27 protein-coding genes and 1 pseudogene are annotated in these 23,366 nt (G+C 29.9%); 17 read left to right on the forward strand and 11 right to left on the reverse strand.

Annotated elements, in window-relative coordinates; translation table 11 throughout:
- Window positions 1-3: 3 nt before the first annotated feature.
- Complete coding sequence (locus tag AXG55_RS14420; RefSeq protein WP_148698894.1) at window positions 4-768, reverse strand: SDR family oxidoreductase; 765 nt, start codon at window positions 766-768, stop codon at window positions 4-6.
- A gap of 323 nt (window positions 769-1,091) precedes the next feature.
- Here AXG55_RS14420 and AXG55_RS14425 point away from each other — a divergent pair, with 323 nt between their 5' ends.
- The 3 genes from AXG55_RS14425 to repC are packed head-to-tail and all read left to right on the forward strand — an operon-like array spanning window position 1,092 to window position 4,236.
- On the forward strand, window positions 1,092-1,286 hold the full coding sequence (locus tag AXG55_RS14425) for an AbrB/MazE/SpoVT family DNA-binding domain-containing protein (RefSeq protein ID WP_148698895.1): 195 nt from the start codon (window positions 1,092-1,094) through the stop codon (window positions 1,284-1,286).
- A gap of 12 nt (window positions 1,287-1,298) precedes the next feature.
- Entirely contained in the window at window positions 1,299-3,344 is a 2,046-nt protein-coding gene (locus AXG55_RS14430) for an AAA family ATPase (protein WP_233231451.1), read from the forward strand.
- On the forward strand, window positions 3,334-4,236 hold the full coding sequence (repC, locus tag AXG55_RS14435; RefSeq protein WP_148698897.1) for a replication protein C, IncQ-type: 903 nt from the start codon (window positions 3,334-3,336) through the stop codon (window positions 4,234-4,236). The genes AXG55_RS14430 and repC overlap by 11 nt, the downstream gene beginning before the upstream one ends.
- Before the next feature lie 593 nt (window positions 4,237-4,829).
- Here repC and AXG55_RS14440 read toward each other — a convergent pair.
- A complete protein-coding gene (locus tag AXG55_RS14440) occupies window positions 4,830-6,677 on the reverse strand; it encodes a DNA topoisomerase 3 (protein ID WP_148698898.1) in 1,848 nt (615 codons plus the stop codon).
- Between the two features lie 30 nt (window positions 6,678-6,707).
- Window positions 6,708-6,992 (reverse strand): hypothetical protein, encoded by a 285-nt coding sequence (locus AXG55_RS14445; RefSeq protein ID WP_148698899.1) that lies wholly within the window; start codon window positions 6,990-6,992, stop codon window positions 6,708-6,710.
- Window positions 6,993-7,079: 87 nt separating this feature from the next.
- On the opposite strand from AXG55_RS14445, the gene AXG55_RS14450 reads away from it, so the two are divergent.
- The 11 genes from AXG55_RS14450 (at window position 7,080) to AXG55_RS14500 (ending at window position 14,819) form a co-directional block, all read left to right on the forward strand.
- Window positions 7,080-7,274, forward strand: coding sequence for a hypothetical protein (locus AXG55_RS14450; protein WP_148698900.1), 195 nt, complete (start codon window positions 7,080-7,082; stop codon window positions 7,272-7,274).
- A 135-nt stretch (window positions 7,275-7,409) separates the two neighbouring features.
- Window positions 7,410-7,820 (forward strand): hypothetical protein, encoded by a 411-nt coding sequence (locus AXG55_RS14455; protein WP_148698901.1) that lies wholly within the window; start codon window positions 7,410-7,412, stop codon window positions 7,818-7,820.
- 28 nt (window positions 7,821-7,848) lie between these two features.
- Window positions 7,849-9,192 (forward strand): MobF family relaxase, encoded by a 1,344-nt coding sequence (gene mobF / locus AXG55_RS14460; RefSeq protein WP_148698902.1) that lies wholly within the window; start codon window positions 7,849-7,851, stop codon window positions 9,190-9,192.
- Window positions 9,193-9,263: 71 nt separating this feature from the next.
- Window positions 9,264-11,219: an AAA family ATPase gene (locus AXG55_RS14465; protein ID WP_148698903.1), complete on the forward strand. Its 1,956-nt coding sequence runs from the start codon at window positions 9,264-9,266 to the stop codon at window positions 11,217-11,219.
- A gap of 189 nt (window positions 11,220-11,408) precedes the next feature.
- A complete protein-coding gene (locus tag AXG55_RS14470) occupies window positions 11,409-12,422 on the forward strand; it encodes an acetate and sugar kinases/Hsc70/actin family protein (protein ID WP_148698904.1) in 1,014 nt (337 codons plus the stop codon).
- A gap of 12 nt (window positions 12,423-12,434) precedes the next feature.
- A complete protein-coding gene (locus AXG55_RS14475; protein ID WP_148698905.1) occupies window positions 12,435-12,734 on the forward strand; it encodes a hypothetical protein in 300 nt (99 codons plus the stop codon).
- Window positions 12,735-12,781: 47 nt separating this feature from the next.
- Window positions 12,782-13,021, forward strand: coding sequence for a hypothetical protein (locus AXG55_RS14480; RefSeq protein WP_148698906.1), 240 nt, complete (start codon window positions 12,782-12,784; stop codon window positions 13,019-13,021).
- 442 nt (window positions 13,022-13,463) lie between these two features.
- Complete coding sequence (locus AXG55_RS14485) at window positions 13,464-13,754, forward strand: hypothetical protein (protein WP_148698907.1); 291 nt, start codon at window positions 13,464-13,466, stop codon at window positions 13,752-13,754.
- Between the two features lie 29 nt (window positions 13,755-13,783).
- The gene (locus tag AXG55_RS14490; RefSeq protein ID WP_148698908.1) at window positions 13,784-14,131 is read left to right on the forward strand and encodes a hypothetical protein; all 348 of its coding nucleotides are present in this window, start codon (window positions 13,784-13,786) and stop codon (window positions 14,129-14,131) included.
- Window positions 14,132-14,206: 75 nt separating this feature from the next.
- On the forward strand, window positions 14,207-14,551 hold the full coding sequence (locus AXG55_RS14495; protein WP_148698909.1) for a hypothetical protein: 345 nt from the start codon (window positions 14,207-14,209) through the stop codon (window positions 14,549-14,551).
- A 10-nt stretch (window positions 14,552-14,561) separates the two neighbouring features.
- A complete protein-coding gene (locus tag AXG55_RS14500) occupies window positions 14,562-14,819 on the forward strand; it encodes a hypothetical protein (protein ID WP_148698910.1) in 258 nt (85 codons plus the stop codon).
- Window positions 14,820-14,954: 135 nt separating this feature from the next.
- Here AXG55_RS14500 and AXG55_RS14505 read toward each other — a convergent pair whose 3' ends face one another.
- From AXG55_RS14505 to AXG55_RS14520, 4 genes are all read right to left on the reverse strand, one after another.
- A complete protein-coding gene (locus tag AXG55_RS14505; protein WP_148698911.1) occupies window positions 14,955-15,563 on the reverse strand; it encodes a hypothetical protein in 609 nt (202 codons plus the stop codon).
- 21 nt (window positions 15,564-15,584) lie between these two features.
- Window positions 15,585-16,733: a hypothetical protein gene (locus AXG55_RS14510; protein ID WP_148698912.1), complete on the reverse strand. Its 1,149-nt coding sequence runs from the start codon at window positions 16,731-16,733 to the stop codon at window positions 15,585-15,587.
- Complete coding sequence (locus AXG55_RS14515; RefSeq protein ID WP_148698913.1) at window positions 16,730-17,251, reverse strand: DUF4365 domain-containing protein; 522 nt, start codon at window positions 17,249-17,251, stop codon at window positions 16,730-16,732. Before AXG55_RS14515 ends, AXG55_RS14510 begins: the two co-directional genes overlap by 4 nt.
- A 92-nt stretch (window positions 17,252-17,343) precedes the next feature.
- On the reverse strand, window positions 17,344-17,937 hold the full coding sequence (locus AXG55_RS14520; protein ID WP_148698914.1) for a hypothetical protein: 594 nt from the start codon (window positions 17,935-17,937) through the stop codon (window positions 17,344-17,346).
- Between the two features lie 351 nt (window positions 17,938-18,288).
- On the opposite strand from AXG55_RS14520, the gene AXG55_RS14525 reads away from it, so the two are divergent.
- Genes AXG55_RS14525 through AXG55_RS14535 form a run of 3 tightly spaced genes read left to right on the forward strand, consistent with a single transcriptional unit; the run spans window position 18,289 to window position 20,897 of the window.
- The gene (locus AXG55_RS14525; RefSeq protein WP_148698915.1) at window positions 18,289-19,311 is read left to right on the forward strand and encodes a tyrosine-type recombinase/integrase; all 1,023 of its coding nucleotides are present in this window, start codon (window positions 18,289-18,291) and stop codon (window positions 19,309-19,311) included.
- A 3-nt stretch (window positions 19,312-19,314) separates the two neighbouring features.
- Complete coding sequence (locus AXG55_RS14530; RefSeq protein WP_148698916.1) at window positions 19,315-20,118, forward strand: hypothetical protein; 804 nt, start codon at window positions 19,315-19,317, stop codon at window positions 20,116-20,118.
- Window positions 20,118-20,897, forward strand: coding sequence for a hypothetical protein (locus tag AXG55_RS14535; protein ID WP_148698917.1), 780 nt, complete (start codon window positions 20,118-20,120; stop codon window positions 20,895-20,897). The genes AXG55_RS14530 and AXG55_RS14535 overlap by 1 nt, the downstream gene beginning before the upstream one ends.
- 258 nt (window positions 20,898-21,155) lie before the next feature.
- Here the strand turns inward: AXG55_RS14535 and AXG55_RS14540 are convergent, their stop codons facing one another.
- The 4 genes and pseudogenes from AXG55_RS14540 to AXG55_RS14915 all read right to left on the reverse strand — a co-directional run.
- Window positions 21,156-21,638 carry a hypothetical protein gene (locus AXG55_RS14540; RefSeq protein ID WP_148698918.1) on the reverse strand — a complete coding sequence of 161 codons (483 nt, stop codon included), beginning with the start codon at window positions 21,636-21,638 and terminating at the stop codon, window positions 21,156-21,158.
- Between the two features lie 24 nt (window positions 21,639-21,662).
- Window positions 21,663-22,574: a hypothetical protein gene (locus AXG55_RS14545; protein WP_148698919.1), complete on the reverse strand. Its 912-nt coding sequence runs from the start codon at window positions 22,572-22,574 to the stop codon at window positions 21,663-21,665.
- A 23-nt stretch (window positions 22,575-22,597) separates the two neighbouring features.
- On the reverse strand, window positions 22,598-23,023 hold the full coding sequence (locus AXG55_RS14550; protein ID WP_148698920.1) for a hypothetical protein: 426 nt from the start codon (window positions 23,021-23,023) through the stop codon (window positions 22,598-22,600).
- Between the two features lie 57 nt (window positions 23,024-23,080).
- A pseudogene (locus AXG55_RS14915) lies at window positions 23,081-23,366 on the reverse strand (hypothetical protein); the annotation flags it as partial.

The following is a 23,366-nucleotide window of genomic DNA, read 5'->3' on the forward strand; positions in this document are numbered from 1 at the left end:
TTTTTACCTCATTACCATTCCGCCATCCACGGAAAATGTTTGCCCTGTAATATACTTTGCAGCATCTGAAACTAAAAATAGTATACAATTTGCAATTTCAATTGGGTTTCCCTGATATTTTAAAGGTATTTTTGAAAGAACTATTTTTGTTACCTCTTCACTTACTTGAGCTGTCATATCTGTTTTTATAAAGCCTGGAGCAATGCAATTTACTCTTAAATTCTTACTTGCATATTCCAAAGCAATACTTTTTGTTAACCCTAAAATAGCGGCTTTTGAAGTAGCGTACACTGAATTTCCCATATCACCTGTAATACCTAACACTGAGGATAAATTTACAATAGAAGACGAATTTGATCTTAACAATAGTGGTAAACAATATTTAATGCAATTAAAATGTCCTTTAACATTGCTATCCATGACCTCATCATATTCATCTTCTTTAAATCTTAGTGCTAGCGCTGCTTTTGCTATTCCTGCATTATTTACTAAAATATCAAGTTTTTTAAATTCTTTTGAAATATTTTCTATTGATGATTTTACATCTACACTATTTGACACATCAAATTTCATTACTTCACATTTACCATTGAATTTTTCAATTTCATATTTTAATTCAGTCGCAGATTTTTCATCTTTATTATAATTTATAAAAACATACGAACCATATCTTGCTAAGTTTAGAGCTATCTCTCTTCCAATTCCTCTTGAAGCACCAGTTACTAAGGAAACTTTACCATCTAAAAAATTTTCTTTAAATACTGTCATTTTATAACCTCAAGAAATGTATTTGCTTATGCCAAAATGAAACATGATTACTTTTATAACAATAAAGTTTTTGCTGTTTTCAATCTTATAGTCAAGTATTTCTAAATATATTTATTCTTATTACAATGTAAGAATATTAAATATATTTGATTTATACATATTTAATGTTTTTTATTAAAAATATTTTAAATTTGATATTATAAATTATTCTTTTCATTTATTTCATGATGTTAAAAAATTTACATGACCAAACTTGACTTTCAAATCCGCTCAAAATACAGTAGTACTGATATTCAGTAATTCAGTATTTTAGGAGAAAAAAAATGGAACACGTAAAACAAATTAACGACAGGGGTGTTTTAACTATTCCTTCCAATATTCGGAAGCATTTAGATCTCAAGGCTGGTGATTACGTTGCATTTAAAGTAAATGAGAATGGTGTTGTTCAAATATCAAAAGTTCAATTGGAAATTAAGCAGGTAATTAATACAAATGTACAGACATTAATAAATAAATGAGGTATGGTTGTTATGTTAATTAGCGAAAGTACAATTAAAAAAATTAAAGATACGGTTGATTGTAGAAGTCTTGTTAAATCACTAGGAATTAACTTAAATAATAGTTCAAATATTTCATGTTCTGAAATTAATCCAAATCACGAAGATAAAAACCCATCGATGGCTGTTTATCACGATCATGTACTTTGTTTTTCTTGTGGGTTTAATGCTGACGCAATTAAAATTATTCAAAATTTAAAATCAAAATCATTTACTGAATCTGTTGAATATATTTGTCATAATTATAACATAAAAGTTGAATTTGAAAATATTAAAAAACATACATATGATAATAAAAATTCTGATATTTTAGAAAAGATATGGAATATTTCAAAAGATGTTGAAGTTACAAATTCATTTATGAATTGGATGAAAAAAAGGAACATTGATATAAGATCTGCGTATCAATCAGGATGTAGAGATATTTATCCAATTAGAAGTAAAATATGTGAATTAATAAAATCTTGCCCAGAAAATGATTTAAAAAATTCTGGACTAATGAATGATAAAAATGAGCTATGGAAACCATTTACCGAAATAATTAGAGGGAACAAAGCATATTATGGGTTTATTATACCTATTTTCAATTCTGAAAATAAAATTGTAAATATGAGATATAGATTATATGAAAATATAATTATAAAAAAAACGAATAAAGAAGGAAAAATAGTAGAAAAAACTATAAAAGTATATGCACAACCTAGAGCAAATAATCATATAATTGGGTTCAATCAATTAAATTCCACAAAAAAATCATTATATATTTGTGAAGGAGAACCTGATTATTTATCATTAAAAACATATTTTAATAGAAATAATATTGAAGATTCAGATGTTTTAGGTTTTTGTGTGTTGACAAAAGATTGGAAAGACGAATTTAATAATGAGATAAGAAAATACGATAATATTAAGATTTGCTTACACGACAATCATAAAGCAATAGCTATTTCAAATATAATTCAAAAATCATTAATTTCTTATTGTGAAAAAAAGGAAGAAAAAGAACATTGGAAAAACAATTTTTATGAATGTTTTTTCCCAGAAAATAATGATATTAATGATCACTTAGTTAAAAACGCACTTAATAACGAGACTTTTAATTTTATATTAAAAAAATTTGATACTTCACAAGAAAATGTAATTGATACTTCTAATAAAAGTTCAAATTTTAACTTTTTGCCTCTAAATATTTTGGAGATTTGTTCAAACAAACCACCACAACTAGAATTTATTTTTCCAGGTTTACTAAGAGGAATTGTTGGAAGTGTTGTGGCCTCTGGAGGCACTGGAAAAACGATGTGGGCATTACAAACCTGCTCTAGTATTGCTTGCGGAAATGATATGTTAAAGTATGGACAACTTAATACAGGAAAATCAGTTTTACTTTCAGGAGAAGATCCTGAACAAATAACAGCTCTAAGATTACATTCTATGTGCAAATATCTCTCAGAGAAAGAAATTCATGAACTAAATAAAAACATGTTTATTTATTCTATATCTGGTAAAAATCCTAATATTATGGATAAAAATTGGTTTGAATGGATAAAAAATGTAACAATAAATTCAAAATTAGTTATTATAGACACACTCAGAGTTTTTCATAATTTAGAAGAAAATGATAGCGGTAAAATGTCTGAACTTATTAAAATAATGGGTTCCATTGCATCTGAAAACAATACGAGCATTTTATTTTTACATCACACAAATAAAAATAGTGCAAACAACTCAAATGGTGGAGACCAACAAGCTAGTCGAGGCAGTTCTGTTTTAACGGATAATATTAAACTTCAAATCAATCTTGTAACAATGACAAGCCCCGAAGCAAAAGATTTAGGTATAGATGAGCAAGACAGAAAATTATATGTTAAATATGTTTACTCAAAGATGAATTATGGTTCACCTATTGCTGATAGATGGTTAAAAAGAGAAGATGGTGGAATATTAAAACCAACTGATTTAACTAAAAAAGAATCAAATAATCTCTCTCAAATTTTTGGAGGACGTAAAGGTGGTATCTAAAAATTCTGATTTAAGTTCTAAATATAATTTAAAATTTGCACTTCATGATCCTGCTCATTGTTTAGCTCCAGGATTGTTTAGGAGTATTAAAAAAGGTGATCGCAAAAAATTAAAGTTAGATATCACATACGAATTTGGAGATAAAAATAAAATTGAGTTTAGTGGCCCCGAACCGCTTGGTGCGGATGATTTAAGGGTGCTTCAAGGATTAATCGCAATGGCAGGAATAAATCATCACGATCAATTTGTTACTTCAGAAACATCTTCTGAACATGGAAAAGAAGTTAGAAAACAAATGGATTTAAAATGGGACGCCACAAATGACGATGTCGTAGTAGCCAAAGGAAGTTATCGTGAGCTTGCTAAAGAAATAGGTTATGCTGATTGTGAAAACACAAAAACAATCAGAAATTGTGTTGAACGGCTTTGGAAAGTATCAATTATTTATGAATTCAACAAAAAAAGAATTGGATGCCGTTTACTTTCTAGTTATGCGAGTGATAACGAAAAGGGAAAATTATTTGTTGCATTAAATCCAATCATTACAAGTGTAATATTTGGATTTAAACCACAGCATACTAGAATTGATATGCAAGAAGTTAGGCTTTTATCAAGTGATGCAGCTAGACTATTACATCAGCGCCTCTGTGCTTGGATTAACCCTGGAACTTCACGAAATGTTAGCCTCGAATCTTTAATAGGGTACGTTTATTTTGAGGATACAGATAATAGATATACAAAAAGAACAAGAAAAATTGATATAAAAAAAGCATTAAATGAATTTGAATTATTGAAATGGCAAATAGAAGAATATAGGAAAGAGCACTATAAAATTTCTAGACCTGAAAGCGTAATTGAAAACATCTCAAAGAAATCTCCATCAAAATCATAATATTATAAAATCCATCCCCTGTATAACACCATCACTTTTCACTTCATCTAATCATCAATTTCAGCCAAAAATTTAATGGAAGCATATAATTTTTCTGTAAATTCAATTTAATGCAGTTATACCCCCCTGTATAACACCATCACTTCCCCTGTATAACACCATCACCCCCCCTGTATAACACCATCACTTCCCCTGTATAACACCATCACTTCCCCTGTATAACACCATCAGCCTAAAAACCGTCTTAAACGTTTTTTTACTTTATTATCATACATATCTAAATTGATGTTACCATAATTTTGTTGCTCTTCTATAACCTTCCTAGAATCTCCTAAGAGATTCTAGGAAGGTTTAAAAAAAGTAAAATTAGAAGTAGTTTTTAAACTACTTCTAATTTTACTTTTTGCATAAAAGAAGCTGTTGATTGCTATAAATTATAGCAATCAACAGCTTCGCTTAAAATGGCATTTGCTTATGTATAAACACGTTTAGAAAATTTTAGTTAGAAATGGGTACGTTGTCTGTTTTTAATTTAACCAAGGTCTTTAAAATTGTATTTTAATAAAGAATTGAAGTGTTCAGGATATAAAAAATTAAATTGCTTTTTTGATGTTCGATACAATATCCATAGTTAATGAATTCAAATTCTTCAAAAAAGAAGAAGCAAGTGCAGGTTCTCGTTCGATAGATTGTAAATTTTTTTCCCACTCAGCCGTCATTACTGGATTGCATAAAAATGACTGATTAAACTTTTGAAGCATCGAAAATAAATCAAATGCCTTTTGAGTTGGTATTATATTTTTTTTCTCTCGTTTTACGTATTCTTTAGATTCTAAATTTTTAATAATTGCTGCACGTGTTGCCGGAGTTCCTAAACCACAACTTTTTAAAATTTCTTTTTCATTTTTATCATCTGTTTTTGAGCTAGGATTTTGCATTGCAGCAAGTAAAGTAGCATCATTGTAGCGAGAAGGAGGTTTTGTTTTGTCTTCTTTTATATTCAATTTATTTATTTTAACTATATCACCAATTTTTACATTCGGTAGTTTTTGCTTTTCTTCTTCTTTTTCATCTTTTTTTTCTTCGTCATTTACTTCGATTAGAATTTCTTTCCATCCTAATGATTTAATTATTGTTCCACGAGAAACAAAAAGATATTTTTCATTACAAGTAGAAGCAATTATTGAAGATGTAAATTGATAATTTGGTGCAAATGCGGAAAGAAATCTTTTTACTACTAAATCGTAAACTTTTTTTTCAATTTCAGAAAGATTTTTTGGATTTGTTGACGTAGGTAAAAGTGCATGATGGTCTCCGACTTTAGAAGAATCAAATATACGTTTATTTTCATTTTTGTAAGTTTGCGTAACTTGATCTATAAATTTTTGATCATACGAACTTTTTAATGCTTCTAAAATTCCTGGAATCATTTGCCTATTGTCATCTGTTAAATGTTTAAATTCGGTTCTCGGATAAGAAAGGCATTTATGCTTTTCATATAGTGCTTGAGCAACTTCTAAAGTTTGCTCTGCGCTCAGTGAAAAACGCTTATTGCACTCTTTTTGTAGTTCTGTCAGATCTAGAAGAAAAGGTGGTGGTTCACTTTTTTCTTTCGATTCAACTTTTACAATTTTTGCATTTTTACCTTCACACTCTGAAAAAATATTTTTTGCTTCTAAGCTTGAAAATATTTGGGAACTAAATTTGCCATCTTTTTGATACTCATAGTTACCATAAAATGACTCATTTTCTTCAGTTTTAAAATTTGCTTTTATATTATAAAATGGTTGCGATTTAAATTTTTTAATTTCAATTTCTCTAGCTAATAGAAAGTACAGAGTTGGTGTTTGTACACGTCCGACAGAAAATACTCCTTTGTTACCATTTTTTTGAGCAGCTAACGTGATAGCTCTAGTTGAGTTAAGCCCTATTGTCCAATCAGCAGTAGATCGAGCACGTGCAGCTAGTCTTAAGCCATTATAGTTCTCAATAGGTTTTAATTGTGTGAATTCACGTTTGATAGCATCCGCTGTGAGGGCGGCAGAAGTCCACAAACGGTATGCAGGAATCTTTGAAGCAGAAAGCCGATAAATATAATCAAATATTAGTTCTCCCTCACGTCCAGCGTCACAGGCGTTGACGACACGATTTATATCTTTAGAATTCAAAAGTTTTTTTAAAATATTGAATTGTTTTTGAGTTTCTTTAGAAGAAACTTTTAGTTCATATTTTTCAGGAAGAATTGGCAATGATTCAAAACTCCAATTTTTCCACTCAACACAATATTCGTGTGGTTCTTTTAATGTCACTAAATGTCCAGCAGCCCACGACACCACATAGCTATCAGATTCTAAGCCACCATCAATTTTTTTTGTTGCTCCAAGGGCTTCTGCTATATCACGACCAGCAGCAGGCTTTTCAGCAATAACCAGAGTTCGCATATATACCTCAAATATATTAATTTTATATGATTATTCAGTTAATTCTTGATGTTTATCTTTTAACTTTTTGTTATTCTCTTTTTCACTTACTGTGGCTCCTTTTCTAGTTGAACTAGAAGAGAAAAATTTTAAGAATTCTTTATCTTTTGAAAACTTTTCAAGCATGCTATCAATAATGACATCTTCTGAAATAGATTTTTTATGAAGTTCTGACATATATTGTGAATAATTTTTTAATATTTCAATAGATGATTTTTTTAACTTAAGCGCAATTTTTTGTTTTTCTTCAGGTAAGTTGATTTTTAATTTAGCCATATATTGTACCCTTCCTTTTTTAATTGAGATAATAAACCATTTTTTATTCTACAGTAAAAAAGTACGCTGACAAGAGGAGAAGAAAGAGTGGGAACTCCGTTCGCTTCACTCACTCCGCCATCACTTCGTGATGTTGGCACTCAAACGCAAACGGTTTGGGCGCAAAAATGGCTATGGCTTTGCCATGCCTTTTTTGGCTCCCCACCAGTTTGCTTTTCGTCACACACTACGCCATGCCGTCGGCAAAGTTATGTAATAAAAATAAAAATATGCTTTAAATAAAAGGAAAAAATGTTAAAAAGTTATGTAATAAGTACATAATAGTTACGTAACTGTTACTTATTTGACTTCAAAATCCAATTATATTATCATAATAACGTATGTACATATTATGTAATATAATTTTGAGGTGATAATATGGCAAAAAGAGTTACAATTTCAGTAAAAGATAGTGACTACGAAAAGCTAAAACAGTCGGCAGAATCTAAAGGAAAAAAAGTAATTGATCTTATAAACAAAAAGGTAAAAGGGAAGTCAAATATTGGAAAAATTTTAAAGAGTAATGAAGAAATAATTCTTGAAAATTCTAATTTAAAAAAGTCTATTAATGATTTACAAAATCAAATTAATTACTTGCAAAAAACAATTTTTGAAGTTGGAAAATTGAATACAGAATATCTTGCTTTTACTAAGACTATACTAACTGAAATTATTAAGAATACTATGAAAGATAGAACAAAAGAAAAAGTAGAAGAAGCTATCAATAATTACTTACAAATAGCACAAACTGAATCAACAAATGAAATGAAAAAAATCTTGGTTATGTAATACAAAAATTCAACAGGAGTTTAGATTTATGTTGTCAATATATAGATTACAAAATGTATCACAAGCATTAACTTATTATAAAGAAGACAATTATTATTCTAAAGAAAATCAAGAAGAATACTCTGAATGGTATGGAATTGCAGCCGAAGATTTAGGTTTGAATGGTAAAGTTAAATTGAAAGATTTTAACTACATTTTAAATGGTTGTAATAGAGACGGAAAATCACTTGTAAATAAAAAAATAAAAGAACAAAAGTTATCTTATGAAACATATTATAATGTAAAAAATGAATATAATAAGTTAATAAATAGTTTAAATATTGAAGATAAATATAAAGATGAAATATCTATTATTATAAATAAAATAACAGATTCAAACGATAAAATTCCAGTAAAAACAATAGATAATTATGAAAAAAGAATATCATCTTTAATTAATAATTCAAATGTAATATCAATTGATAAAAAAGATAAATTTAAAGGTGAATTTAAAAAAATTAATCATAACTTTAAAAAAATAGCTGATAGAAGACCAGCTTATGATCTGACATTTTCAGCGCCAAAATCTGTTTCAATAGCCGCTTTAGTTGGAGACGATAAAAGATTAATAGATGCTCACAGAAATGCTGTAAAATATGCTTTAAGTGTTGTCGAAAAAGAGTATTCACAGACTAGAATTGTTGAAAATAATAATAGGAATATTTTAGTTACAAATAATATAGTAGCAGCTACTTTTGAACATGATATTAGCAGGAAAATAGATCCTCAATTACATACACATTGTGTTCTAATGAACCTTACAAAAAGTAATGGGGAATGGCGTTCAATTAATCAAGATGGATTTTATTATAGCTCGAAAAAATTAGGGGCAATATATCAAAATGAACTTGCAAAATGTATTAAAAAATTGGGCTATGAAATAAAACTAAATCCTAACGGTACTTTTGATATAAAAGGTTATACAAATGACCACCTTCTTCATTTTTCAAAACGATCATTACAGATGAAAGAAATGGGTTCTAAAAACCAAAGAGACGCAAGAAAATATGTATTGATAGAAAGAGATAAAAAAGTTGATGGAATACCTAAAAAATCAACCTATAATGAATGGAAAAATGAGGCTAAAATTTTAAATATTACTCATCCTATTTCTTCAAATGTAAATACTTTTAATGAGCAAAATAGTATTAATAAGATTGACATTTTAGAAAGTATAATTTCAAATTCTGTTAAGGAATTAACCGAAAATGATATTAGTTTAAAAAAAGATAAATTGCATGAAAAAATACTCACAAAATCGTTAGGAATATTTGATTATAATGAAGAAACAAAAGTAAGAACAGAAGAGTATTTAAAAAAAAAGCTCATTTAGTAGGTCAGAAAAATAAAGAAGAATACGTCACAAATGAATCTCTAAAAATTGAAACTGATACAATAAATATTATGCAAAGAGGCAAAAATATATTTGAGAGTATTGTTGAAATTGAAGAAGCAAAAAAGATTATCAATTCAATTCATAATGATTCAATTAAAGCTGGATATGATGGTTTAAATTCAGGCCAAAAAGAAGCGATAGAAGTCTATTTAACGTCACATGATAGGATCATTGCATGGCAGGGAGTAGCAGGCGCAGGCAAAACATTTTCTCTAGCTTCTGCAACAGAAATTGCTAAAAAAAATGGGTATATTGTTAAGGGTTTTGCTCCTCAAGCTGAAGCAGCTAAAGTTCTAGCTGAAGAGGCAAAGTTGAGTGAAGCACATACAGTTAAATCATTATTAGTCGATACTTCTATTGCTGGAAGAGCTGCTGGAAAGGAAATTTGGATTATCGATGAAGCTGGTACGCTTAGTGCAAAAGATGCTCATGATTTATTAAAAAAAGCTGAATTTGAAAATGCAAAAGTATTGCTAGTTGGCGATACGAAACAATTGTCTTCTGTCGGTGCTGGCAACCCCTTCAAACAGTTGCAAGAACATGGAATAAAATTTGCTGAATTATGTGAAGGAATGAGACAAAAAGATCGAACTTTGAAAGAATCAGTAGATCTTATTGCAAAAGGGAATACAAAACTGGGATTAGAAATATTAGAAAAAAATGGAAAGGTAAATGAGATAGCCGACACAGAAAAAATCATAGCAAACATGGCAAATGATTATTTAAAGCTCAGTAAAAAGGATTTAGAAGCATCACTTTTTATTTCGTCAACTAATTATGAGAAAGACCAAATCACAAATATAGTTAGAAGCGAATTAAAAAGAAAAGAAGTTTTAAAAGATTCAGTTGAAATTAAAACTCTAGAATCATTTGGATATAATGAATATACTTTAAGAAATTCAAATATTTATTCAAAAAATGATATTTTAATTTTAAATAAGAATGAAAACGGGTTATTAAAAAATGTTGAATACAAAGTTTTAGATGTTAATCATAAAAGTAATACTATTATAATTTGCTCTGATGATTTTAAAAAAGAAATTGATGTTTCAAAAATTAAAGGTAATTTATATCAAGAAAAAATTATTGAAGTATCAATAGGTGATAGGATTAAGTGGACAAAAAATCATTCAGTTAAAAAAAGTAGCACTAAAGATTCTAAGGCAAAAAGTGAAAGAAGGTTGAATGGACAATATTTAAATGTTATTGCAATTGATAAGGAAAATAACAGAGCAACTTTAGAGTATAATAATGGAAAAAAAGAATCTATTGATTTAATGAAAAGTAATTTTATAGATTATAATTATGTTTCTACCGTTTTTTCTAGTCAAGGAAAAACATGCGATAAAGTTTACGCATCAATAACAAATGTTGATAGAGAAAATTTTTATGTAGCAGTTTCACGTGCTAAATATGATTGCAAAATATACACAAATGATAAAAATATTCTTTATAAAAATGTAGAAAAAATTGGTGCGAATAAGACTGCATATGATAAAATTGTAGAAGAGAATAAAATACAAATAAATTTAAATAATGACAAATTAAAGAAAGATCATATTGTAAAAAAATTTTCTGAAAATGACTTAGAATCTATCAAAATCAGTAGAAAGATAAAGGAAAAAAGTTATGAAATTTCATATAAGATTGGATTAGATCCTATAAATAATGAACTAGGAATATTTTCAAAATATGGTAATAATAATCAAGAAATAATTGCTAATAGTATAAAATATGAAATTAATAAAGAATTTGGAATTAGTAGATCAACAGGATTACATACATTACCAGTAAATACATTAAAAGAAATATACTCATTAAAGATTCAAAACATTGCGAAAGAATGCCAATCTCAATATTTTCATAAGCTAAATCCAAATCATAAAAACCGCCCAATCGATACAATGCACAATGAAGATTTGGCTCGAAAACAAAATATTTCGAAACCCAAAATAAGAAGATAAACCCATAAAAGACCTATTATGAACTATAAAAGACCATAATAGAATACAATAGAGAGTCAAAAAAGTTCTATTTAGACCTCTTGACAATACTTATAAGTTTCTTTATAGTTCTATTTAGAACGTTTTACGCTCTAAATAGAACTATAAACGTTCTTATCCAGTTTTTATCATTCTTTATGGAGGTTCTTTATGGATTTTTTTCAATTTCCATCAATTTCTAAAGCAATACCTGAATTCTACAGTAACCGTTCAGATATGCTTCAGTTTGATTTGGAGCATGGGCGTTATGCTGTCGGAGATCTCTGTGTTGTGGAAAGACTTGAAGGTGTTCGTACAATAAATGCAGGGCCAGCAGATGCGAATTGGAGAGCTGTCTTTAACTCCAGTGTTTTGAAATCAGGATTTAACGAATGTTGTGTCGTTATGGGTGCTCCAAAAAGTAAATTACTTGAATTTAAAACTAAATTTAATGTCCCCTTTGTAGTTAAAGGAAAAGATGTGAAAGGAGAAAATAAAGAAATTACAATTAAAGATATTCGAATCATTCCAGAAGCGACAGGTCATTCTTTAGCATTTCAAAGTGCGCTTCAAGAGGAAGTTTTAGTAGTCTCTATTGGATTTGGAACAATTGAAGCAGGTGCAGCTAATGATCAGGGTATCATTTCTTCAACTCTTGTTTCATTTGATCTAGGAACCCAGGTTGTAGCGCAGGATGTAATGAGCCAAATATTAACTAACGGAGCTGTGGTTCCCGTAGGGAAGGGTCGTTTACATTATTTTGATGATGTTGTTAGGGATGTTCATGATGGGAAAAAACGTGATTTTCCACTTCGTAGTTCACAGGGAATTTTAAAATCAGATACAGTTCATGAAATGGTATTTAATGCTTTAGAAACATATGCAGAAACTATACAAGTTACTCTAAGAGCATATTTAAATAAATACCGTGATAGAAAATTTAAATTAATTTTGACTGGTGGAGGTATGCTTTATCTTCCAGTACGTAAAAAATTAGAAGAATTAGCTACAAACGATAATTATTCTTTGATTGAAATATCTGAAGAAAGCAGAGTTAAATCAGCTGCTGTTGGGTATAGAATTGTAGGCGAAAAATTATTTCCAGAGGACAATTTAATCGCATTAGATTTGGGGAATCACACCACAATTGGCTTTTATAAAGAGGCACAAATTAAGTTGAATTAATGGGAGTTTATTGTGGCAAAAAAAGTAGAAAAAAATGAAGTAAGTAAACTAAGGAAGTACGCCGATTTTTTTCCTGAAAAAAATTCAATTGATAAAGAATTATTAGAAATATTCTTTCCTGAAAATGGATTTCAACATGATTCTTTAGGCTTAATGACGTTAAATACTAATGATACAATTAAGTCCGCATTAATTTATTTTAAGAAAAATGTAATAGATGTTGAAAAACAAGCTAAAAAATTAGAACAAAATAAAGTAAAAGTTGCAGAAAAAGAAGTTAAAGAAAAAAATAGTAAAATTAATCTTGAATAAGAGTTATCAAAGATTGGATATTATTTCCAATCTTAATAAGGAGTAATATGAGAAAAATTGAGCTAGATATTTTCCAATGGACTGCAATAATAACAGAAACAAATGGAAGATATAAAAAGTATTTTATTGAATATAAAGATGGGTTTTATTTTTTATATGTACAAAGAAAAAAAGGAAAAAAATCAAGATGGAGTCAACCTCAAGTGATAGAAAAATCAAAAAATATTTTAAAAATTGATTTTGATGAGAAGTCAGAGGCAGGGCTTAGAAGTGTTATTGTCGCTTAACAGAAGCACTTAAAGCCCGTTGTTATATTTATCTATTATCAATTACAAAGTCAAAGTTTATATTGCTTTATTTATTTTTTTATACCTCATACAGTGGTTCGAGTTTATTTTTTGTCGGTTGTTAAGGGGTGGGGGTATAAGATTATTTTTTCCCTTTGATTTTATTTTTTTGTTCTTCGCCTTACGGTGATTTTGCTCCGTATGAGCATCAATGGGGCAAAGCCCCATACCCCAAGTTTTAAAAATAATATTTATTATTATTGATATACTTAATAAAAAAATATTTTAAATATATTTGTGTCAATTTTTATTCTCTTAATTAAAAAGTTAGATGAAAAAGTTAATAAAAAATATTTTGTTTCATTTGACAGATAGGGCATTTTGTCCTATGATTAAATCATACCCGACAATAATGTCTGGGTTTTTGCGGAGGTATTTTCCCGTGTTTTTATTTGAATTTTGTGTTGTAAAAGTCAATTTTCCTGAAGCAGATTTTTGGCTTATTCGTTTAGGTTCCCAAAACAAAGTTGGTATGCCTGTAAAAAAATTCTATAAAGAACATATAGGAATTAAAGTAACGAGAATAGATATTTTAATTCCTGAATATCTTTTTTATGTTTTTCTTGATTTGTTCAATAGAAAATATTTCAAAAACTTTTGTGCTCAGGGTACTTTAAATCTTGTATATATTAAAGTAAGCCAAGTTGAACGTTTAAAATTCGAGACAAGTTAACGCTTGTCTTTTTATTAAGGGGTTTTCAAATGAAAATTGTAAGAATTCCGAGTATTCAAGATCAAAAATCTTTCTTGAAAAGACAGAGTTTAAGTACATCTGATGAGTATGAAATAGAAATTCCAAATTCCTGGAAAGTATTTGAAAGAGGTTATATTTCGCCATCGCCCGAAGAAATAAGAACGACTTTTAAAGGTTTTTCAAGTACTCAGCTTGCAAAAATGTTGGGACTTTCCGATGGTAGAGTGATTCGTAGATGGAAATCTGGTGAATCTGAAATTCCTTACTCTGCTTGGCGGCTATTTCTAATAATTACTGAGAGAGTTGTAGATTTAAATGAGGATCGTTCTCTCTTTGAAGAGAAGAATAAAGAATAATAGGGGTTTAAAATGGGAAATTTTCCTTATAAGAATTGGCTTTTGCATCCTCCTTGTTCATGGATGTTGTTACATTTGAAAATGGAAAATGAAATTAAATTAATTAATATAGATAAAAGGAAAAAAGAGTATAAAGAGAAAGTGAAAGAGATAAAAGAAAATTATGATTTATTAATAATTAAAGCTCAAGAAGATTATGAAAAAGAGTGGAATTTTTTATTATCTGAGGGACTCGCTTGGGTTGATGACTCAAAATCTCCGTATAAGGTTTATTTTGAGAAGAAAAATGAAAAAAAAGTTCTTGATATTTTAAATTTTGAATACAGTTTTTCTTCAAAAGGTATTGAAGATACACTTTTATTTAGTAGTATAAAGAAACAATATGGTCTACCACACTACAATCGAATGATCAGATTTTAAAGGAGTTATAATGTCGAATAAATTTTTATTTGATTTATCAGTAGATTTTTTTAATTTTTGTGAAGTTATTTTGTCGTCTCGTATACATAACTGGCAGAATCTAGACTTTTCTCATAAATCTGCTCATTTATTTTGGGTAGGTGTTGCAGTTATATTTTATATTATTATTTATAATTTACTTTTGTTTGTTGCTATTAAAAGCTTTCCTGTAATAAAGAATGCTTGTATGAAGTCCTACCGTGAGGCCAAGAGCAAAAAAAGTAATTGAAATGTTTTGATAGTTCTTAATATCAAAAATGTAACATAAAAATAATGCAATAAATGAAGTAAAAGCAGAAAATAAAAGTGTAAAAAATAAGGAAAATAAAATAAAATTTAACTTCATTCTTATTATTCACCTTTGTTAATTTAAACAATGTCCATTTTGAATTTTATTTAGCATTAAATTAAATTCATCAAAACTAACTTTGACCGCAGTTTCATCTTTTTTAGGCCAAACTTTCATGACATATGTGATGATATTTTTTGGGGAATAGATCTCTTCTTTTCCGATAATCCAAGTCGGCACATCAATTTCTTTGATTTTTGGGTACATTAATCTGTAATAATCTTCCAATTGGGCTTGGTTCTCAGCATCATCGGCAAATATAAGATGTGCAACAGTTTTATTGCATTTTAAACATGGTAAGATTTTTGATGGAATCAACTGCTTTTGGGGTTTCATATTGTGTTTAAATTGGCTTGCATCCAAATTCACATCTTTTACTTTGGTTGCTTTTTCAACTTCTGTAATCATCGCTTTTGTGATTGGCTCTAAGATTTCTTGTCGTTTTTTTGTCAATGGGTCTAAGGGATCTCCGATAACTTCACTTGAAAAATGAGACATTCCATTCATGTCACTTATAACAAGCCTTCCAAGATCCCCCATTACCTGATGTCTTAAAATGAAGGCAACAGTTGTACCAATCTGCTCTTTCCTACATGTGATATCGCTTGGTAATTTTAAACTCATACGTACCTTTTTGATGTTAATTTAGCTATTTTCTATTAAATCGCTATAGCCTGTTAATAGCCAAGTACGCCCTGATTTTTCAAGGGTTCCTTTAATTTTGACTTGTTTTTTATCACGGTGCCAATCACACGCTTTTAAATAATCAGTTTTATTTAAGGTAACACTGATTTTTTTCGGTAGGTCATCACCATTCGTTTTAATGACAACTGTATTTTCAATTTCTTCATCATCATCAGATGTGTCATCACGAGATAAACTACAAATATTTCCTATAACAGATACTTTTCTTGATGATATTGAGCCACGAAGTACGTTACCGATTGATCTTAAGGTATCAAAAGTCCTTTCTTCAATCAGGACAGGTTTGATAGGTAAATCTTTAGATGGCAGTGATTTATCCCAATGCGCACTGATTTCAACACTCAGATCTATTCCTTCTTGTTTAAGGCTTGCTAGTGCATCGGCAAGGTTTGCATTTAAGCTTGTCTTGAAATCATTTTCTAGATCTAGGGAATCCCCGTTGATTGCAATAGCCCGTGCTTTTTGGGCACTCCTGATGATCCTTGTGATAAGCCTTCTTTGGATAGGATCAACATTTTCTGTTTCTTGTTCCGATTCTTGTTTTATTGATATTTGACTGCCATGGAAGATGTGTATGGGTTGCAAATCAAGAGGCATATCTACTGAAATCACAAAGCTTCCTACTTCTGTTTGCCCAAATCTTGATTTTTCAATGATTTTTTTTGCATCTTTCAATGCCCTATTAAACATAGACTTTGCAGTAAGTTCAGAACATGCCGAGTAAACAAGGGTATCTCTGATGCTTTCAATGGCGTTCAATGTGTATTCAAGGGGAAGACTCCCAACATCAGCCCCTGCTCCAATGAACCTAAATTTCAAGGTATCCACTGATGGGGTTGCAATGTTTTTTACAACAGAATTGATATCCCTCTCCTCAACTTGGGACAGGGTGCTTATTACATTAAAAAGGGATTGACTATAATCTTTTGAATGTGTGTTCCTTGGGACAAGGACAACAAGATCCGTATTTAAAAATTGGTATTTAAAATTTTCTTGGACATTAAAATCAACTTGTGTCCAACCAGATCTCGAAAGGTAGGATTGGACAAAGTCAGGCTTAATTGAAGATATGTTTTGCAGAAGAGTCATAACGTAACTCCTTCCTTAATTTTTTGAAAGAAACTTTTAAGTGCTTCTGAGGTGAATTTTTGGGAATTCGGTATTTTAATCCTCTTTGTTTCCTTATTTTTTACTATTTCTTTACCCCGTAATGAAATCCAATATGCACAGTGCCTGATTTCAAGCTTGGATGCGTCTTGTAAAATCCATTCCGTTTCTTCAGATGGTACTTGGAGCAGGACAAGGATTCTAGGTGTATTTACATCTGTGGATATAAGGTCATTGTAATTTTTAGTTTCTAAATCATATATGATTTCATTTTCCTTTAGCTCGACATCGTGCGAACATTTTAACTGGATATCGAGAGCAACCCCACTTTCAACATACCTTGTTGTTCCATCAGGTTTAGGTATCGTAATGACTTCTTTTAGCGTGAGATCGATTCCATAATCGTTTTCAGGTCTCGAAATATTTACACCAGCCTTTGCAGCGATTGCCCTAACATACGCATTGCTAAGATTGGCTTTATTGTTTTGTATAGTTGCCATTTGAATCTTTCAATCGTTTTATGCAGTAAAAAAATTACCACGCATTTTTGATATACTTCAAAACCTGTTTGAAACAAAGAAAAGTCTTTTCTTTAAGCCATTTTTTCGAGGAGATAATCTAAATCTTTTTCATTCTTAAAATTGATCCTGATTTCACCTGATTCTCTTGATTTTGAGTATTGGACGATGACATGGAAGCCGCACGCTTCTTTAAATTGCTGTTGGTAATAGAGAAGTTCCTCGAAATCCAATTTTAAATTTTCATTTGTCATCTTTTCTACATTTAACTGTTTTTCAATTTTTTTAAGATTTTCTTTTCTATTTCTTTGTGATAAAAGAGACCCACCAGCTCTTGCTTTAGGGTAATTGACTGCTTTCCTGGGTTTGTGCTTAGCACCATTTTGAATGAGTTTATCAATTTCAGCCTTTAAATATTGGAAATTATTCTTTGAATAATATTTTTGGCGTGATGCAAAAGTGCTGAATAGAACTCTTGCCGTAAAGATGTCAGGATAGAGAAGACAAAGATCTATGAGATTCTTTGGCCATGTCAGAAGCCAAAGGTGCTTATTAAGGTAATACTTGTCCATAACAAGTTCTTTTACTAAAAGAGCTTTTGTTTTGCCCCTTGTGAGCTGCTCATGGAGATAGTTTGCAATGCCAAATGGTGATTTTGGGTTTTCCATTTCCCCTCCCTTTCTAATTCCCACAGGGGAGCCTATCAAAACCCCCTAGTTTTCGCAACCAGTGGTGAAAGATAATCCTAAACCATCTTAAAACCCTTGCTAATTCAATTTTATTCCCATTTATAAAAATATGAAATAACGGGCTCCTATGGTTTTTTGGCGAAAATTCTGTTTTAGATGACCCATAAGATTACTTATGGGACATTTGCATACATGCGTAATACAGTTAAAATATGATATACAAATATATTACATCGATATACTTGAACTATTTTTAAAATATGATGTAATCCTACTTGTAATATATTTTTACCCCTTTGGGAATTTGGGGCTTTGCAGGGAGCAACAGACATGTATAAGGAATTAATTTGCTATAATGATGTGCATTCTTGGATTGTCGTTGAGGGGTCTCTTACCATCAACTTTGAAAAAACACCCCCGAAAATCGCCCAGGAACGAGCCGATTTTTTGCGCACTTTTACGGCAAAAAATACGAAGGAGGCCTATAATCGGGCACTTGACGGATTTTTCAGGTTTTGGGAAAGCCAAGGGCTTGAAGTTTGGTGTGCCGCTGACTTCAGGCGGGCGCATTTAGACGAATGGAAACAGAAGCTCACCGACAAACACACCCCATCCTCGGCAGGCTCTAAGCTTGCGCCCTTGTTGTCCTTTTTTCGGTTTGCTTATGATAGCAACTGGACTACTCAAGATATCGGAAAGGGGATCAGCCTTCCAAGGGTGAAAAAAGGGAAGGCAAAGACAGAGGCACTCACAGAAGACGAACTGAAAAGAATTCTCACATCGCTTCAAATGGAATTTGATGCGGCAACGGAACCAAATATTGAAACAGCGCATAGAAGAACTTGGCTCCGCTACTGTGTATTTATGACCTTATGCAGCGTTGGCATGCGTGTCTCGGAACTTGTTAACCTGAAAATCGAGGATCTGGATTTGACGGGAGAATTTCCAAGGCTCAATTTAAAGTTGAAGGGTGGCGAGTTGCACGCCCCTTTGATCCCCGATGACCTTGCCGCACTTTTAAAAAAATATGTTGTTATTTTAAGAAGAGGGGCTAACTCGAAGGAGCCTCTTTTTACTTTAAATCCCCTCTGTTGGGAACCACTCGAAAGGAAATACATAGGACGATTGATTGATGCCATTGCCAAAGAGAATAACGTAACAAAGAAAATCTCTCCACACTCTTGTCGTGCCACGGTCGCTTCACTGCTTCATAAGAATGGGGTTCCGATTGGAGAAATTCAGGATCTATTAGGCCATCGTTCCATTCTGACAACCATGATGTACATAAAGAAAATCGATGAAGAAAAACAGAGCGCCGCAAGGAAAAACCCACTTTTTAATTTAACGAGGTAACAGATGGTTCGCTGTTATATGTGCGACAAGGATGTCGAAAAATACAAAAGTAATAGCCATATCATATCAGAAGAACTATTTAAAAATGTAAAAGAACATGGAAAGATGATTTCTATTGATAATGCTGCTGGAATAAATAAATACTCAACCAAGGAAATCGAAGATGATTTTATCTGTCCTGAATGTGAAAATAAAACAAGGCATGATGATGGATTTGCTAAAGATTTTTTTATTGATAAAAAATATTTGAAATCAAGTGAAGTAAAATTAATAATTGATGGTCAGCAAATAGATTTAAAAAAAATTCCTTCGTTTAAAGAAGTTGAAAAAATTGACCACACTTGTTTTCCTAAATTTAAATTGTTTGTTTTAAGCCTTCTATTGCGTCATTATTGCTATTTAAAAGTTCATGAAAGAAGAATCATTCTTCCAGATGAGCATTTAAATGAAATCAGAAAATTATATCATAATAAAGATTCAACTGATTTGATAAAAAAATATCCAATAGTAATTTGGAAATACGACAATTTTAATAATTCCGTATATTACCCAATAGGAACTAGAATTGAAGGTATAAATGCAATTGATATGCTCATTTTAGGATATCGAATTCATATGTATATAGATAAACGACATCATTTTAACAATGGATATAAAGCATTAGAGATTTCAAATACTAATTTTAATTGCTTTGTATTTCAAGGTAAAAGTCAATTAATTCATGACTTAATGAGTAATGTATCATCTAATAAAACAAGTGGAAAACTGCAAAATATTTCAGTACAAGCTAAAAAAAGGAAAAAATAATGCAAGAAGCAGAAAAAGAAGTGCAAGAAGGAATAGGAAATTGGCAAGTCCGTTGTTCAAATAAAGACTTAAGATTTTTTAAAGAAGTCACTTCAAAATTTAATATGACAGCCCCACAGGTTGTGAAATTAGCGTTTGAAAACCTGCTTTTAAACCAAGACAAAGAAAGCGAGTCAAATAAAGTTTTAACAGAAGTTGATACCATCATGACAAGGCTACACAACACAATCCGTTCACAAATTTTGTTGAATTTTGAGAAAGAAGAACAGTTAAAAAAACAAGCACTCGAAATGGAAACAGAGCAAATTGCGCTTGAAAATGAAAGAAATTTACTTGAGTCAAATTTAAAGTCAGAATATGAAGAAAAGATGAAAAAAGTTGAGTTTGAGTTCCATGAAAAACTTGGAATCCAAGTTGGAGAATTTGAAGAGAGAGTATCCTTAAAAGATGGAGAACTTTTATCTTTGAGGGAATTATATGAAGAATTTGAAGCGAAATATGGAAGACTTGAAAAAGAACATTCGACGCTTCAACAACAGTACAAAAATAATTTAAGATTGATCGAAATTACAGATGACAGGCTTTTAGAAACAAAGATTAAAGTTAAAGAGCTTGAAGATAAGCTTCAAAAGCAAGATGTCCTATTTGAAAAAGTAAGGTCACTTGAAATTGAAAATGCAGTGTTGAAAACAAAAAATGAAACTTTGAATCAACAATTATTAAAATTTGAGGATATAGCTGTTAAAAATCACGAACAAAAGGATTTAGGAGTAAACTAAGTTATCGGTTATGGTGTTCTATTATTTTTTGTTTTAAATGATATTAAATAAAGTAATCATATAGATTTTGCATAAATAAATCATTTTTTACATATACTTGAAAATCATCTTGAGAAAGTTCATTTAAATTAAGTTTGAATGATGATATTTTATAGTATTCAAATATGTTTTGGCTTAAAGTAGATTTATAATACAACCTTCATAGCACTATTATTAATAGTCATTTGATTAAACCCTTTCTTATATAAAAACTATTACTTACCATGGAGTTTCAGAAGAAAATTTTATTCCATTACAATTATAATATATCTTAAATTCTTTATTATTATGAAATCTTTTCCTTAAATGATAATTACAACTATTACATATATAAATACATTTATAAGTATCACTGCTTTCATTCATTCCTGAACCTGTTAGTTGCATTTCCGTAAGTGACATAACAAAATGATCATTATCATGTTTATTCCCACACAAATTGCAAACTGCCCTATACGTCTCATTATTAACGAGACTTTCTTTATTTAATGTTATTTCTTTATCTAATATTGAAAATGAAATTTTTTCTAAACTTGAACCGCAATCGTAGCACAAATAACAAATAGTATCTATATAATTAACCATCTGAACAGATGCACTTCCAGAGCAATAAGAAAAATCAAACATTTTTGAATCTGATTTTATTTCTTTCTGACATACAGAACAATTGTCCCAATTATATTTTGATTTATTTAAAGACATAATCTTCCCCTTTTTATGAGCAATTCAATTATTTTTACTTGAGAATATTTTAAACTTACAACCTATCATATCTAAAATTAACGGATTATATGGATTATCTAAATAAGATTTTTCTTCTTCTGTAAGAACATTATTTTCAATTCTGTTATCTAAAATTTCAATATATTCACTTGGAATCCTATACTCTAATTTATACTCATCAACTAAAAAAGAAGCTCTCTCAAGAACATTAAAAATATCAATTAGTTTTTTATTTATAATATTATCTTTTGTTAAGATTTCTTGTAAATTCTCAAATTCTTCGACCAAAAAATATTTTTTATCTAATAATTTTAACTTAATAGTTAGAATATCTCTTGCATATTTATCTCTGAAATATTCATATTCTTTAAATATATTTTTGCACAAGTCACAATTTATTAATTTTTTTAAAAATATTTCCCTTAGCCTTGGATTTGACCTCTTAATATTTCCAAAAACAAAACCATCAGCAACATCTTTTTTTACCCCTATACCAAAATAGTCAGCCTTGTATTCAAGTAAAACATCATCCAATACTAATTTTTTAGAGTCGTAATTAAGCTTGTCAAAGTCACGGTTGATATATTCTAAATCATAATTTAATTTTAAAAAATTTTGTATGTTATAGTGTGAATGTTGAACAATTTTATTTACACAATCTTCGTCTAAATTTCCGTAAATTATTTTATTATTCAGCAATTCAATTGCACTTAAAATTTCAAATGAAGAAATAATGTTAAGGGGAATAGAATACTCAATATGATCGATCAGATCAATAATCTTATTTTTATATACATTCTTAACATTATTAATAGTTAAATTTTGTTTTAATTCATTAGAAATATCTTTCTCAGTTCCAGAAAAGACAAAAGGCATTCCAGTTCCATCCATTGATAAAAAAGCGCTATGATTCATAGTTGATACCTCATTAATTAAAATTAACTATAGCAAAATATAGGATTTTCATATTTTTTAAGTGCAAAATCAGTCCAGTATATAAACCAATCAAGAATTTCATTACAAAATTTTGGATAAGATTTTTTTAATGAATCAAGTTTTTTTTCCTTAAAGATTGCTAAATGATGTTTTGTTAATAAAGCTACGTTTGCTTCTTGGAATAACGAATATTCAAAAATTCCATATTCTCCAGCATCATTTTCTATTTCTTCTTTACTAAAATATTTTTTCAATCCTGTAATTTCAATAAACTCAACCATTGTTCTATTGCTTAAATCGATTTTATTTTTGCCTTCAATCGGCGCATTCTTATCATTCAATTCTTCAACTTCAAAATGTAAATAAGAACAATTATCAGGGTCTTCAGGTCTGATAATTAGTTTTCCAATTCCTAAACTTACGCTCATTTTTCTCTCTTCATTAATATAATTTTAATAATCTTATGAAATAATTATTAAAACATTTTACTCCTCCCATTCAATTTTCAAAAATCCATTTGCTCCAGAAGCTCCAGAACCGCCACCTAATCCTTCAGGGCGTGTATTGCCATAATTTCCATTTTGACGCGAACCTCCAGCTCCCCCAGCTCCTCCTGCCCCGCCAGTTCCCACACTTAAATTTACGATTTGATTTGGAGTTACCTTAATTGTGTAGGTTTCGATTCTTGAGTTCCAACCATTGATGTTAGCTCTTCCGCCAGAACCGCCAGCTCCACCAAAGTCAGTTGGATTATTATTCCAAACGTTTGTT

The organism is Silvanigrella aquatica, from assembly GCF_001907975.1.
Classification (GTDB): domain Bacteria; phylum Bdellovibrionota_B; class Oligoflexia; order Silvanigrellales; family Silvanigrellaceae; genus Silvanigrella; species Silvanigrella aquatica.